Source organism: Anabaena sp. UHCC 0253 (assembly GCF_009712085.1).
GTDB lineage: Bacteria > Cyanobacteriota > Cyanobacteriia > Cyanobacteriales > Nostocaceae > Dolichospermum.
Genome location: NZ_VILD01000007.1, coordinates 87,277 through 101,734, shown reverse-complemented (window position 1 = coordinate 101,734; position 14,458 = coordinate 87,277). Strand labels below are relative to the sequence as shown.

General features: G+C 36.7%; 12 protein-coding genes and 1 pseudogene. 8 read left to right on the top strand and 5 right to left on the bottom strand.

What is annotated here, in order from left to right; translation table 11 throughout:
• Positions 1-124: 124 nt before the first annotated feature.
• A complete protein-coding gene (locus FJR38_RS18840; RefSeq protein ID WP_168538741.1) occupies positions 125-1,612 on the bottom strand; it encodes a glycosyl hydrolase family 57 in 1,488 nt (495 codons plus the stop codon).
• A gap of 371 nt (positions 1,613-1,983) precedes the next feature.
• Between FJR38_RS18840 and leuS the strand changes: the two genes are divergently transcribed.
• The 4 genes from leuS to FJR38_RS18820 all read left to right on the top strand — a co-directional run bounded on the left by leuS (position 1,984) and on the right by FJR38_RS18820 (position 7,322).
• Positions 1,984-4,563 (top strand): leucine--tRNA ligase, encoded by a 2,580-nt coding sequence (leuS, locus tag FJR38_RS18835; protein ID WP_168538739.1) that lies wholly within the window; start codon positions 1,984-1,986, stop codon positions 4,561-4,563.
• Positions 4,564-4,787: 224 nt separating this feature from the next.
• Positions 4,788-5,954, top strand: a complete 1,167-nt coding sequence (locus FJR38_RS18830; protein WP_168538738.1) for an AAA family ATPase — start codon at positions 4,788-4,790, stop codon at positions 5,952-5,954.
• A gap of 17 nt (positions 5,955-5,971) precedes the next feature.
• A complete protein-coding gene (locus tag FJR38_RS18825; protein ID WP_168538737.1) occupies positions 5,972-6,934 on the top strand; it encodes a hypothetical protein in 963 nt (320 codons plus the stop codon).
• Positions 6,935-7,091: 157 nt separating this feature from the next.
• The gene (locus tag FJR38_RS18820; protein ID WP_168490999.1) at positions 7,092-7,322 is read left to right on the top strand and encodes a hypothetical protein; all 231 of its coding nucleotides are present in this window, start codon (positions 7,092-7,094) and stop codon (positions 7,320-7,322) included.
• Positions 7,323-7,368: 46 nt separating this feature from the next.
• Here FJR38_RS18820 and FJR38_RS18815 read toward each other — a convergent pair whose 3' ends face one another.
• Together FJR38_RS18815 and FJR38_RS18810 are read right to left on the bottom strand one after the other, a co-directional pair.
• Positions 7,369-8,394 carry an ABC transporter permease gene (locus FJR38_RS18815; protein ID WP_168491001.1) on the bottom strand — a complete coding sequence of 342 codons (1,026 nt, stop codon included), beginning with the start codon at positions 8,392-8,394 and terminating at the stop codon, positions 7,369-7,371.
• Positions 8,395-8,737: 343 nt separating this feature from the next.
• A pseudogene (locus FJR38_RS18810) lies at positions 8,738-10,368 on the bottom strand (ABC transporter substrate-binding protein).
• 206 nt (positions 10,369-10,574) lie between these two features.
• On the opposite strand from FJR38_RS18810, the gene FJR38_RS18805 reads away from it, so the two are divergent.
• Positions 10,575-11,150, top strand: a complete 576-nt coding sequence (locus tag FJR38_RS18805; protein WP_168538736.1) for a thioredoxin family protein — start codon at positions 10,575-10,577, stop codon at positions 11,148-11,150.
• Positions 11,151-11,264: 114 nt separating this feature from the next.
• Here FJR38_RS18805 and FJR38_RS18800 read toward each other — a convergent pair whose 3' ends face one another.
• Positions 11,265-11,777 carry a hypothetical protein gene (locus FJR38_RS18800; protein WP_168538734.1) on the bottom strand — a complete coding sequence of 171 codons (513 nt, stop codon included), beginning with the start codon at positions 11,775-11,777 and terminating at the stop codon, positions 11,265-11,267.
• 359 nt (positions 11,778-12,136) lie between these two features.
• On the opposite strand from FJR38_RS18800, the gene aroA reads away from it, so the two are divergent.
• The 3 genes from aroA to FJR38_RS18785 all read left to right on the top strand — a co-directional run bounded on the left by aroA (position 12,137) and on the right by FJR38_RS18785 (position 14,333).
• Positions 12,137-13,486 carry a 3-phosphoshikimate 1-carboxyvinyltransferase gene (aroA, locus tag FJR38_RS18795; RefSeq protein WP_168491008.1) on the top strand — a complete coding sequence of 450 codons (1,350 nt, stop codon included), beginning with the start codon at positions 12,137-12,139 and terminating at the stop codon, positions 13,484-13,486.
• A 68-nt stretch (positions 13,487-13,554) separates the two neighbouring features.
• Positions 13,555-13,935, top strand: coding sequence for a papain fold toxin domain-containing protein (locus FJR38_RS18790; protein ID WP_168491010.1), 381 nt, complete (start codon positions 13,555-13,557; stop codon positions 13,933-13,935).
• A gap of 20 nt (positions 13,936-13,955) precedes the next feature.
• Positions 13,956-14,333: a hypothetical protein gene (locus FJR38_RS18785; protein WP_168491012.1), complete on the top strand. Its 378-nt coding sequence runs from the start codon at positions 13,956-13,958 to the stop codon at positions 14,331-14,333.
• Between the two features lie 2 nt (positions 14,334-14,335).
• Here FJR38_RS18785 and FJR38_RS29385 read toward each other — a convergent pair whose 3' ends face one another.
• A complete protein-coding gene (locus FJR38_RS29385; RefSeq protein ID WP_371418251.1) occupies positions 14,336-14,443 on the bottom strand; it encodes a WD40 repeat domain-containing protein in 108 nt (35 codons plus the stop codon).
• Positions 14,444-14,458 lie beyond the last annotated feature (15 nt).

Below are 14,458 nucleotides of genomic sequence, written 5' to 3'. Positions count from 1 at the left end.
TCTTTCTTCTTTCTTCTTTATGAATTCCTGTAGGGGCGTTCGCGAAGCGTGCTGGAAGCATCAGCATTCGGGCGATTAATTATCGGTTTTTTCCTATGTTTCTTTTCCGAATGCTTCGCCCTAATTAAAGTAATTTTTCTCCACGTCGGTAAATTTCCTGAGCATATTCTGTCCAAGTACCTTGTCCCCAATAACGAAAACAGCTAGTTTGTAATAAGAGATTATGTAATAACAGTTGGCGATATTGACTGTTTTGAGTCAGATTTACACCTTCTTGATTAGATAATAAATCGTCAAATTTATGATGAAATAAATTGCTTAATTGATACATGGGAGATAAAACATTTTCGTATCCTTGCACCCAACTAATATGATTAGTCCATGATGCCCCATCAATATGAAAATTGGGTTGATTTTTTTTCAATTCTTGAATAGCATTTTCTACAGCATCTGGTTGATAATTATCTTCGGTAATTTGCGCCCAAATTTGATGTTGTCCAATTGCTTGACAGGTAGGAAAATGTTCCGGTTGACAACCTGCTGCTGCTAATAATTCTAAATATTCTGTACCGCAAACACCAACAACACCAGTTTTACCTCCTCCATTTTGCACCATATTCTCCCAAGCTTGTTTAAAACCGCTGGGAAATTCATTCATCATCACACCACCGTTTTCACCATCACCTATTTGACTAACTATGGGAGGTACAACAACATCACCTAATTTTTGTTTAGATAAAGTTTTTGCTTCATAGTATGGCTGCATTTGGGCGACTAATTTAGTATCTGAACCTTGGGTTTTTATCAATGCAGTAATACTAATTTCTTCTCCTTGGGAATTGCGAGCTATTAACCGATGTGGTAAATGTTTATAATGTAAAGGCTGACCATTAATTGTTTCTACAGTATGTTCTTGTACCAATAACCAACGATAACCACATTCTTTCAAGGCTTTAATAAATGCAAATAGGATATCTGGATGGTTTGGTAAGTGCATTTCTGGAGGAGAAAATCCTTTCACTCTTGCTAATGCTTCCCAACCAAAAATTGCTGCAAAATAATGTTGCCAAGCGATAATGTGTAGTTTAATATCTGCTATAGGCGTGGAAGGAATGACAGCATGACTCCACATACTCCCCAACCATTCTACATAAGGCTGGTAAGTGCGATCGCAAGTGATCCGTTTGAGATTATTTATAATATCACTTCTGCCCATTTGTCCCAGTCCCCATAAAAGATTACCAGAATAATCCAACATCACACGAGGATTACAACCTTGTGCAACTAATTCAGGAATAAAATCTCCCATGCGACTATAACAATTAGCAAAAGGGGCAGCATTGTGATTATCTCCTTCTTGCTGATGTGCAAACATATATTGTAAATTGCTGATCAATGAACCATTATTTCCCGCTGGAATAGTGGGTTGGTGCATATGTAGAGCGATCGCAAATACTGCATTAATATCTGCTAATTTAAGATTAGTAGTTGGTAAAAAAATAGGCTCATTGTGGTTAACTACAGTCAACACTTCATTTTCCCAACCGCAAATATTTGGTAGATCATCAATAATTTCAGGTAACGTAGGTAGATTAGCTGGTAATTTAAACATTTATCGTGCCTCAAAAATATTGATGCTGCTGCTAACATTTCCGCACTTTATCAATTAAAACAAGCATTGCTGATAGCCATATCGAGGTATGAAAATCAAAAATTCCATTTCTGTAACTCTTAATCTTTGCGCCTTTGCGCCTTTGCGTGAGACTAATTCATACTTTCACTCAGCAACGCCTTAAAAAAATTGTGCGGCATCTCCGTATCATAGCAGATACGGAATTTATTTCTGTTAATAAAAAGGCACAGACTACAGTTTTGAAATATAAAATACAACAACAAACCCAATGAGGCTAAATGGCTTGAGATGTACTATAGATGTGGCACAATAGCGAAGAGCGATCGCTAACAGCATTAGGAGTTTGAGTTGTGGAGTCCCCCCAAAAAACATTATACCAGCCAGCCGCAATTGAGGAAAAATGGCAAAAAACATGGTCAGAACTTGGCTTAGATAAAACACCTCAAGATCAAAATAAGCCAAAATTCTACGCGCTTTCCATGTTCCCTTACCCATCCGGTAGCTTGCACATGGGTCACGTCCGGAATTATACAATTACAGATGTAATTGCCCGCCTCAAACGAATGCAAGGGTATCGGGTATTACATCCAATGGGCTGGGATGCTTTTGGACTACCCGCAGAAAACGCCGCCATTGATAGAGGTGTACCCCCTGCTAAATGGACATATCAAAATATTGCCCAGATGCGACAACAATTACAACGTCTGGGTTTATCCTTAGATTGGGAATGTGAAGTTGCTACCTGTTCCCCAGATTATTACAAATGGACACAGTGGATTTTTCTGCAATTTTTACAAGCCGGTTTAGCCTATCAACGAGAAGCCGCAGTTAATTGGGACCCTATAGACCAAACTGTATTAGCAAATGAACAAGTAGATAACGAAGGACGTTCTTGGCGCAGTGGAGCAATAGTAGAACGTAAATTACTACGTCAATGGTTTTTCAAAATTACCGACTACGCCGAAGAATTATTAAATGACTTGGATAAACTCACAGGTTGGCCGGAACGGGTAAAATTAATGCAAGCCAACTGGATTGGAAAATCCACAGGTGCATATTTAGAATTTCCCATTGTCGGATCAGAAGAAAAAATCGGCGTTTATACCACTCGTCCCGACACTATTTATGGTGTTAGCTACGTCGTATTAGCCCCAGAACACCCCTTAACTCAAGTTGTCACCACTTCAGAACAAAAAGCAGCAGTAGAAGCCTTTATTAAGGAAGTTTCTAACCAAAGCGAGTTAGAACGAACTGCGGAAGATAAACCAAAACGCGGTATTCCTACAGGTGGTCAAGTTATTAACCCCTTCACCGGCGAAGAAGTACCCGTATGGATTGCAGATTATGTACTCTATGAATATGGTACAGGTGCGGTGATGGGTGTACCTGCCCATGATGTGCGAGATTTCAAATTTGCCAAAGAACAGAATTTAGCTATTAAAGTTGTAATTGTCCCAGAAGTTGGTGCAGAGGAAACTTTAAAATCAGCTTATACAGAAGCAGGAATTTTAGTTAATTCCGGTGACTTCAATGGCATGAATTCTGTAGATGCGAAAAAAGCCATTATCGAATTTGCAGAAAAACAAAACTTTGGTAAATTAAGAGTACAATATCGCCTTAGAGATTGGTTGATTTCTCGACAACGTTATTGGGGCGCACCTATCCCTGTTATTCATTGTCCTAATTGTGGAATTGTGCCTGTACCAGATGCAGATTTACCTGTACAATTACCAGAAGAAATTGAATTAAGTGGCCGTGGTGGTTCACCTTTAGCACAATTGGAAAGTTGGGTAAATGTGCCTTGTCCAACTTGCGGTACTCCTGCGAAACGGGAAACCGATACGATGGATACTTTTATTGATTCTTCATGGTATTTCTTGCGTTATCCTGATGCGAAGAATGAAGAAAAGATTTTTGATTCCCATAAAGTAAATGATTGGATGCCTGTAGATCAATATGTGGGGGGAATTGAACACGCAATTTTACATTTGTTGTATTCGCGGTTCTTCACTAAGGTATTGAGAGATAGAGGTTTATTTAACTTTGATGAACCATTTCAAAAGCTATTAACTCAGGGCATGGTGCAAGGTTTAACTTACATGAACCCGAATAAAGGTGGTAAGGATAAATGGATTCCTTCAAATTTAGTTGATGCTAATAATCCTGTAGATCCACAAACTGGAGAACCTTTACAACGTCTCTATGCTACCATGTCCAAATCAAAAGGAAATGGTGTTGCCCCGGAAGATGTGATTAATAAATATGGCATAGATACGGCGCGAATGTTCATTTTATTTAAAGCCCCTCCTGAAAAAGATTTGGAATGGGATGAGGCTGATGTTGAGGGACAATTCCGCTTTTTAAATCGCGTTTGGCGGTTGGTTACTGATTATGCTGCTGCGGGAGTTTGTAAGCAAAAAGCGGAAGTTGATAAATTAAGTAAAGCGGAAAAAGATTTGCGTCGCGCAATTCATATTGCAATTCAAGCAATTACAGAAGATGTTGGAGATGAATATCAATTCAATACCGCGATTTCGGAATTGATGAAGTTAAGTAATGCGTTGACTGATGCTAAATGCAATAATTCACCAATTTATGCGGAAGGTATTCTAACTTTGGTGATTATGTTAGCGCCTTTTGCGCCTCATATTGGTGATGAATTATGGCAATTATTGGGGAATAAAAATTCTGTGCATACCCAAACTTGGCCAAGTTTTGATCCTGCGGCTTTGATAGCTGATGAAATTACTTTGGTAATTCAAATTATGGGTAAAACTCGCGGTTCTATTCAAGTTCCTTCGCAAGCTGATAAAGCGGAGTTGGAAAAATATGCGCGTGAGTCTGAGGTTGCACAACGTTATATTGAAGGGAAGGAAATTAAGAAGGTAATTGTTGTTCCTGGTAAGTTGGTGAATTTCGTTTTGGGATAGTTTTTGTTTCGCGCAAAGACACTAAGGAGCAAAGGCGCAAAGTAAGATTTAGGGTGGGTTAGCGATTGTGTAACCCACTTTTATTGCTGGAATAAGAGTAAATGAAGCACGAAGGGACGAAGAACACGAAGGAAGAAAGAAGAAGATAAGATAAGTAATATTTCACTGGGAAGGGAGTATAATGGGTGTGGTATACTTGTAAAGTTAAACTACTATATTGATTTATGCACTTACAAAGAATCCAAGTACCTGATTTTCGGGCTTTAAAAAATGTAGATATTACTTTTGAAAAGGAATTTACTCCGCGTATTTTTCCCTTTGGGAGTCAAAATGGTGGTGGTAAAAGTACATTATTACAATTGATTTTTGTGCTGTTACATTGTGCTGGTAATCCTGATAGATTGGAGTTTATACAGAATTTACTACATGGTTTTGAGGTGAATGATGAATCTGGAAAGAGGACATTAGCTATCATTGATATTTGGGATGGTAGTAAAACTGTAAAACTTGATTTTTTTGTTTGCAATGAGTCTTTCATTCCAAAAGATAATGAGGTTACGGAAGATAATGAACTTAAATTGAGTAGACCTATTCCACCTGCGAATATTTTGAAAAAGCATAATCTATTGGATATTACTAATTTGGATATTACTAATTTGAATACTAGGTCTTTTAACTTTGGAGAAAGATTAGTTTGTCAGACCAATGATATAGATATAGTTGAAATTGAACCATTTTTAACTGACTTATCAAATAAAATGTTTCTAACTGCCCATATTTCACAAATATTCCTATTTCTACAACCAGATAACAGAAAGTCACTATTTAAAACTCAAGCAAACAATCAAACTAACTATTATCAACAAATTAAAACAGCTAATTCTAAATTACCTGGATTTTTTACTTATGACTTCCTATCAATAGATATTTTAATTGAAGCCTTCAAGAAAACACGGGATGATGATTTTAAACAAGCTGTAGAAAAAGGAGGTAATTATGGTAATAATTATGTCAAACTATTAGATGAACTCAACAATCTTTTGAGTAACAAAAAAATTAATGTACAACCTGATTTATCTGGAATTAATTTTAAAATTGATGGTGATGATACAGAACTTTATCCAGAAGATTTAAGTCATGGAGAATTAAAAAGATTATGTATATATATGTGGTTAAAATATAATAAAATAGAAGATGCTATTGTATTAATGGATGAATTAGAAATATCTTTTCATCCAGATTGGCAATATCAAATAGTTAGAGATTTGGAAGAATGGGGTGCGACTAATCAATATATTCTTGCAACTCATTCCTATGAATTATGTAATGCAGTTACACCTGCTCATGTTAAGGAATTAGACCCAAAATTACAAGCAAGAACTATTCAATAATCAACCTAATCAAGAATATGAGTTTTAATGAGCAGGAACTAAAAGAACATTGTTTAAAGATTATTCAAGATAGCAGAATTAAAAATAAAATTGTCATTCTCTGCGAAGGTCTTATTCCACCAAAAGTAGAAGGTAGACGCTCACCGCAATTATATAAGCAAATGGAACAAATGCCAGATGCTAATTTTTATAATGCTTGTGTACCAACATGGTGGAAGGAATATAAACCAGTTTTTTTTAATTGTGGAGATAGAAATGATGTTTTAAATACATTTTTTGGGCTTTTAGATTTACATAATGCTGATAATAGTCAATCATTCTTAACTCCTGATAAACTTTTTGCTATTGTAGATTTGGATGTTCAGTTTGCTGAAATAAAAGAAGATTGCAATTACAATTTCAATAACACTGATGATATTTTCTATAGCATTTATAATGAAACAAAGATAAATGAGAATCATCTAAACCATCATCGTATATGGATTACTGGTTTAATTCATAAGGAAGCTTACTTTTTAAAACCTGATATTCAAGAAGTTTTTGATAATCAATATATTATTTCTCCTTTATATAAAGAAATTCCTGTTAATTTAGAAAATATTTATTTAGATATGGTTAATGATATGACTAATGATGCTGATTTACAAATTCATTGGTCAAGGGTAATTAAGAGAATCAGTCACCTTTCTAATTTTGATGATATGGAAATAGATAAATTTCAATATTCTTGGCAAGAAGAGTATGAAAATAATCAAAATTTACATTATAAAAATAAGTTAATAAATGCTGTATTAATGCTTGTTAAATCTAAAGAATATTGGAAGCAAATTTTACCAGATGATAATTGGACTCATTTAGAACATAAATTTAGAGAACAATTATCTTTAGAAATTGGTAAGTTTTATTCAAAACAAGATTGTATTGTTGAAAATCATATTCCTTTTTTCTTTAAGACGCTATATAAATTAATTGAAGAATAAACAATTACGTAGGTTGGGTTGACGCAAGGAAACCCAACATTAATTATAATATATCTGTGGGTGGTGTTGGGTTTCACTTCGTTCTACCCAACCTTCGTAGGTTGCAGTGTCAATATATCCTACATTAAAATAGAAGCTAGTAACAAGTGACAAAATTATGATTAACCCGCAAATTTTAGAAGCTATCAAAAAAATGCCTAATGTCGAAAGACTAGAAATGATTGAATTTGCATTAAAACTCATGCGTGAAGAAATGCAAAATTCTAAAAAACTTAGCTTAACTACTGCTGCGGAAATTATGCGTTCTTATTACGAAACAGAAAGCAGTTTAACAGAATTTGTTGATACTTGTAATGAAGATTTTTATGGGTATCATGATTATGCGTAGAGGTGAAATTGCGGGAATTGAATATTAAGTTTTCAAAGTTTGTTTTCTAATATCTAATTCTCGGATCTATATAAGCATTGAGAATATCAATCAAAATACTCGCAGTCACAACGATCGCTCCAAAAAATACTAATACTCCCTGCACTGTGGGATAATCTCGGTCAGAAATGGCTTGATATAAACGATTTGCTAACCCAGGCCAGGAAAATGTTACTTCAGTTAAAATCGCACCACCTAACAAGGAAGCAAATGTTAACCCTAAGACCGTAATTACAGGGATTAAGGCATTCTTTAAGGCATGAGAGACTAATATCTTATTTTCAGAAATTCCTCGCGCTCTTGCCGCTTCTACATAATCAGCTTTTAAAGTTTGTTTTAAATTAACTCTGACAATGCGCTCAAAAATGCCACTCAGCAAAATTCCTAAAGTTAAACTTGGTAAAGCTAGATGATGTAAAGCCGTTAGAAAATGACTGAAATTACCACTTAATAAACTATCAATTGTATATAAACCAGTAATATTTGCCGGTGCGGGAAGATTAGGAGGAAACCGATTAGAATTGGGAAACCAACCTAATTGCACTGAGAAAATTAATTGTAATAACATACCTGCCCAAAACATGGGTAGTGCATAGGTAATAATCCCGAATAAACGCCCACCAATATCAAAAGCAGTTCCCGGACGAGATGCAGAAATAGTACCCACTAAAACGCCAACAATCAGTGCCACAGCCATACTAGCAAATGCTAATTCTACTGTTGCTGGAAAATATTGACTAATTATTTCACCTACATTTTGTCCGCGACTTGTTAAGGAAGTTCCCAAATCAAAGCGGAGTAAATTACCTAAATAATTGAGGTATTGTAACCAAATAGGTAAATCTAAACCAAGCTGTTTTCTTAATTCTTCTTTGGCACTTTCTGGTGCGCGTCCTCCCAGGATTGCATCTGCGGGATCTCCTGGTGTTGCTCTTAGTAATAAAAAAACAATGGTGATAATAGTTAACAGTTGCAATGGTGCAAAAAGTAACCGGGAAACAATGTAATACTGTAAAGCTTTTGAACGGGACATATTTATGAAGGAGGAGTCAGGAGGTAGGAGTTGTAGGGGTGTATCCCTGATGGGATCTGGAAGTAAGGGCGTATCCCTGGCGGAGGCTGGAAGCATCAGCATTCGGTGTAAGGGCGTATCCCTAACGGGGGCTGGAAGCATCAGCATTCGGTGTAAGGGCGAAGCATTCGGAAAATAAACTTGGGAAAAAACCGATAATTAATCGCCCGAATGCTTCGCCCCTACTGGGGAAAAACCGATGATTTATCGTCCTAATGCTTCGCCCCTACAGGAGTTTGGAAGAAGAAAGACAATTTTCTGCCTATTTCTTCTTAATTGTCATTTGTCAAGTGTTACCTATTTTTTACTTTTTAATGTTTTTATAAATCAGGTTTTGGGTAGGATCTAGGTTGACGTTATTTACACCTTTTTGAGCAAAGACATAATCTTTGTTTTGCCATAAAGGTATGTAGGGAACATCAGTTAAAACTTGAGTTTGAATGTCTGCAAATATTTTTTTCTGGCTTCGGGATTTTGTTCTTTACGTTGTTGATCTATGAGTTTATTCATAGCTTCACTATAATAGAATGAACCCTGAGTTTGACTGCCTCCATCTTGGCAACCGGTGGTAACTGAACCTTTTTCACAAGCTAAAAATGGCTGAACATAGTTATCTGGATCTAAAAAGTCTGGATACCAATCCAGTAAAGCGGCTGGATATAAACCTTTAGAAATTTCTTTAAAAAAGGTAGCACCTTCTACAGTTTTAACTTCCAGTTCTAAAATGCCATCCATTTTAGTATCAGCCAGGGATTTTAGGGTTTGTGCTGCTAAACTGCGAGTGGGTGAACTTGCAGGATACCAAATTTGCACTTTAGCAGGATTTTCTTTAGAAAAACCAGCCGCAATTAAGGCTGTTTTCGCTTGTTCAAATTTACCATCACCATATTTATCTTTAAATAATGGTTGGGAAACATTGAAGGTTGTGGGAATCATGCTGTAAAGAGGATCAGCTTGAGAAAATAATACCCGATCATTTAATAATGGCCGATCAATTAATGAGGCGATCGCACTTCTTACTTCTACTTGATCTAAAGGTTTCTGATTACGATTTAACACCATATAACTAACTACACTACCTTGTGCGGTAATTGCTTGCCAATCTCCTTTTTTAGCACTTGCTTCTAAACTGCGAATTTGATCTGGTTGTAATGATAGATAAGCAACATCTACAGCACCAGTTTTAAAGGCATTAAATAAATTGACTGGACTGGTTTGAATCTGCACATTCACACCTTTATTTTCTGGTTTTGTCCCCCAATATTTATCAAATACATCAAATCTCAAAGAATCAGTTCCATAGCTGGCTAATTTGTAAGCACCAGTTCCTACAAAGATGTTAGGTTTGAATTTCCCAGCCCCAATTTCATAAGCTGTTGGAGAAACTGCACATACTCCCGAAAATGCTAATAATGAAGGAAAAGCTGCAAAGGGTTTTTTGAGTTTAATTGTTAACTCATATTCTCCTGTCGCTTTAACTGAAGCTATGGTATCAGAAAGCAGGAAAGATGGTTTACCTTTGTTTTCGATAAAACGCTGAATACTAAACTCCATGGCTTTAGCATTGAAGGGAGTTTCATCGTGAAATACTACTCCTTGTCGAATAGGAATAGTATAGGTTAAACCATCTGCGCTGACTTTAGGTAATGCTGTCGCTAATTGTGGTTTAATTTCTGTGTTACCAGGTTCATAATTGTACAAGCGATCGCTCATATTAAATACTAAACCCAAGGATGCTAATTCATACGCATCAGCAGGGTCAAGAGTTCTTGGTTTTGCTGTTGTTCCTATGGTAATTCGACCATCACCCGCAGACGTATTCGCAACACCTGCTCCTGGTGTATTAGTTTGTTGCTTAGGAGTACAACTAACAGCCAATAATAGACATAGACAGAACAGAGATAGGAACTTTGTCATCCTACCCCACTGTTTCATTAACAGGGAACACCAAGTGATCATTTATTTAAATCTTTTCAATTAGCAAGTCAGTTATTATAGCAGGGAAAAGGGTATAGACAAGAGTTTTATTCTCAGAAGATGTTCTTGCCTACCTAGTAACTGCTGTATTATATATATATGTTTTTTATAGTGTAAATGATCATACAATTATAAATAAGCATAATCAAAGCATTAAATAAATTATGGTTTTAACAGCTTCAACAATGTTGCCTCTAGGCACAAAAGCCCCAGATTTTCATCTACCAGAAGTAGTATCTGGAAAAACAATTTCTCTGGATAATTTTGTTGATAAAAAAGCATTACTAATTATGTTTATTTGTCGTCATTGTCCATTTGTCAAGCACATTCAACAAGAATTAACCAGATTAGACCAAGATTATAGCAACAGTGATTTAGGGATTCTGGCTATTAGTGCTAATGATGCTGAAAATTACCCCAATGATGCACCGGAATCATTAAAAGAAATGGTCATAGAAATGGGATTTGATTTTCCCTTTTGTTACGACGAAACCCAAGAAATAGCCAAAGCTTATACAGCAGCTTGTACACCGGATTTCTTTCTTTTTGATAGCGATCGCCAACTCGTTTATCGTGGACAATTAGATGATAGTCGTCCTAGCAATAATAAACCTGTAACAGGTAAAGATTTAAGAACAGCTATTACCGCAGTCTTAGATAACCAACCTGTAACAAGTGAACAACTGCCAAGTGTGGGTTGTAATATCAAATGGAAACCAGGGAACGAACCGACTTATTAATGGTGAGTTGTCAGTTGTCAGTTGTCAGTTGTCAGTTGCAAAAGAATTTTTTTCTCCCCTACTCCCCTGCTCCCCTGCACCTCTGCACCTCTGCTCCCCTACTCCCTATTCCCTTCAATTCTGAACTTCCAAATTGAGAATATAACGCCCTAACTGTAATTTTCCTGCCCACAGTTCGTACTCTAAACGCAGATGATTGGGAAAAGGGTGTCCGCTAATTATAAAACTTTTGGTAAAATTGCGTAAACGAATGGGTTCATGTCGTTGTAATGATTCATCAGGCAACCAAAAACGACTAATGCCATATACACCTAACTCCCACAAGTGACGATAACTGACTTGTCCATTACCTTGCATCGTCATAATTACCCGATGAGGAGAAATTTCCAACCATAATACTCTCGGACTACTAGGAGGAAAAAAATTATTTTTAGGTTGAGAAAGAGTATCTTCTGGATGTAAATAATTTCCTACTTCACAACTAATCAAAGGTGGTGCAGTTAACACTAAATGAAATTTATCTGTATCCCTTTGATACAAAGTTCCGGCAGTTTCCACCACAGACCAAATTGGTAAGTCGGTAGAAATCATTGATAAACATACGGGTTTGCGGTGGTGAGTTAGCATGAGAGCGTGAGGGATAAGAATGAAGAATAAAATTTTAGATTATGATCGTTTATTTACAGCAATTCTCATCTACTTATGTATTCCTTTCTTCCTTTGCGCCTTCGCGCCTTCGCGTGAGATATAAAAATGTTAATTTATCTATAAATAATAATACCTTTACCGCTGACATTTATGGTTAAAAAAACAGCTAATAAGTTTCATAGTAACGAAACAACTCCCTATGGTATTACCTGTCACCTATTTCCTATCTTGAGAAATATTATAGTGACCAAAAAGCGGTAGGATACTAAATTGCCAGTGGATAGTGACAATCAAGTCGCTGTTTCGCTGCTATTCTATTCAAAAGTCATTGTATCCTAATGTCGGCTATTGTTATTACCTTAGAAACTCAAGCAAACTCTTCTGATCACTTAATTATTCAGCGTCCTCCGGCTGGATTATCTTTACAGGGACGTATCCGAGTTCCTGGAGATAAATCTATTTCCCATCGCGCTTTAATGTTAGGGGCGATCGCTGACGGTGAAACTCAGATTCAAGGATTGCTGTTAGGAGAAGATCCCCGTAGCACTGCTGCTTGTTTTCGGGCGTTAGGGGCGGAAATTTCGGAATTAAATACAGAATTGGTCAAAGTTAAAGGCATCGGTTTGGGCAATTTTCAAGAACCTATAGATGTCTTAGATGCTGGTAATTCTGGGACAACGATGAGGTTGATGTTGGGCTTATTAGCATCCCATCCAGGGCGATTTTTCACGGTAACAGGTGATAGTTCTTTGCGATCGCGTCCCATGTCCCGTGTCGTCAAACCGCTGCAACAAATGGGAGCGCAAATTTGGGGACGCAAGGGTAACACCTTAGCCCCTCTAGCCATTCAAGGACAAGCCCTGCAACCGATTCATTATCATTCTCCCATCGCTTCGGCTCAGGTTAAATCCTGTATCCTCCTCGCGGGTTTAAACACCGAAGGACAAACTACCGTCACCGAACCCGCTTTATCACGGGATCACAGTGAACGAATGTTAAGGGCTTACGGTGCAGAATTGAGTATAGATCCAGACACAAACAGCGTCACGATCACAGGTGGGGCGAAACTCTATGGACAAACCGTAATTGTCCCTGGTGACATCAGTTCAGCGGCTTTTTGGTTAGTGGCTGGGGCGATCGTTCCCGGTTCAGATTTGGTAGTCGAAAATGTCGGTGTCAATCCTACCCGCACGGGGATTTTAGAAGCATTGGAACTCATGGGGGCAGATATTCAACTAGAAAACCAGCGGGAAGTTGCGGGAGAACCGGTGGCTGATATTCGTGTCCGTTCCGGTGGTTTAAAAAGCTGTACTATCGCCGGTGATATTATTCCCAGATTAATTGATGAAATTCCCATTTTGGCAGTTGCAGCGACTTTTGCTAAGGGGACAACAATTATTCGGGATGCGGAGGAGTTAAGAGTCAAAGAGAGCGATCGCATTACTGTAATGGCGCAACAACTCAATAAAATGGGTGCAAAAATCACCGAATTACCCGACGGAATGGAAATAATCGGCGGTACTCCCTTGGTAGGTACGGAAGTGGATAGCCATACAGATCATCGCATTGCTATGAGTTTAGCGATCGCAGCCCTCAACGCCTCTGGTACAACTACCATTCATCGCGCTGAAGCCGCAGCTATTTCTTATCCCAATTTCATAAACACACTACGGGAAGTTTGTCAATAGTTTTTAGGGACAGGGTAAGGGGGGATAGATTGGCAAAAGGAGAAATTAAGTAGTAAATTTAAAAATGAATGAAGTATTTAACACTAAAACAAAGACAAGATTTAGCAGAAATCGCTGATACTTATACTAATTTACAATGTATTCAATGTGCTTTAGCTATAAAAAACTATTTACAATTGGTAGGAATCCAAGGCAAACTAATTACAATTAATACACAAGCTGATTTAGATTATCGTAATTGTTTTCTTTATGATGATAGTATTGGAGGTGATGCCATTTCAGAAACAGGATATCATGAAGGAGTTATGGTTATAATAGATGGGATAGAAATTGTTTTTGACAATCATCATCCTCAAGGAATAGCAAAGGTAGAATGGTTAGCTAATTTTCAATTTTTTGGTAAGATTCATTTAGGACAAGAGCTAGTAGTCATTGAAGAAAACTTTTAATCAATATTCAGGAGAAAATTATGCTAGATGTAACTATCACTAATGGTAATAAAAATAGTCAAGAATATCTTTATGAGTTATTAACCAGAATTAAACAACGCCCAGGAATGTATTTAGGAAAAGTATCTATAACTCGGCTAAAAATGTTATTGATGGGTTACAGTATGTCCAGAGGTGAGTTAGGGTTACAACTAACACAACAAGAAAAACAATTTGCTCAATTTCAGAAATGGATACAAGGAAAATATCAAATTAATTCTACTGAAGGTTGGGAAAGTATTATTTTGTCTCAAGTAGAAGATGAAAAATTAGCTTGTGATTTATTTTTTCAATTATTGGAACAATTTAAGAATGAAATTTTAGAGTTGGATAAACTGACTGTAACAGTCGGAAAATAATACTATCTCTGTTTCCAAAATTTAATAGTTTTGTCTTTGCTACCGCTAATTAATATTTTTTCATTTGGAATAAAAGCAAGAGATGTAACAGCACTATCATGTTGCTTTATTTCATCAAAAGGAAG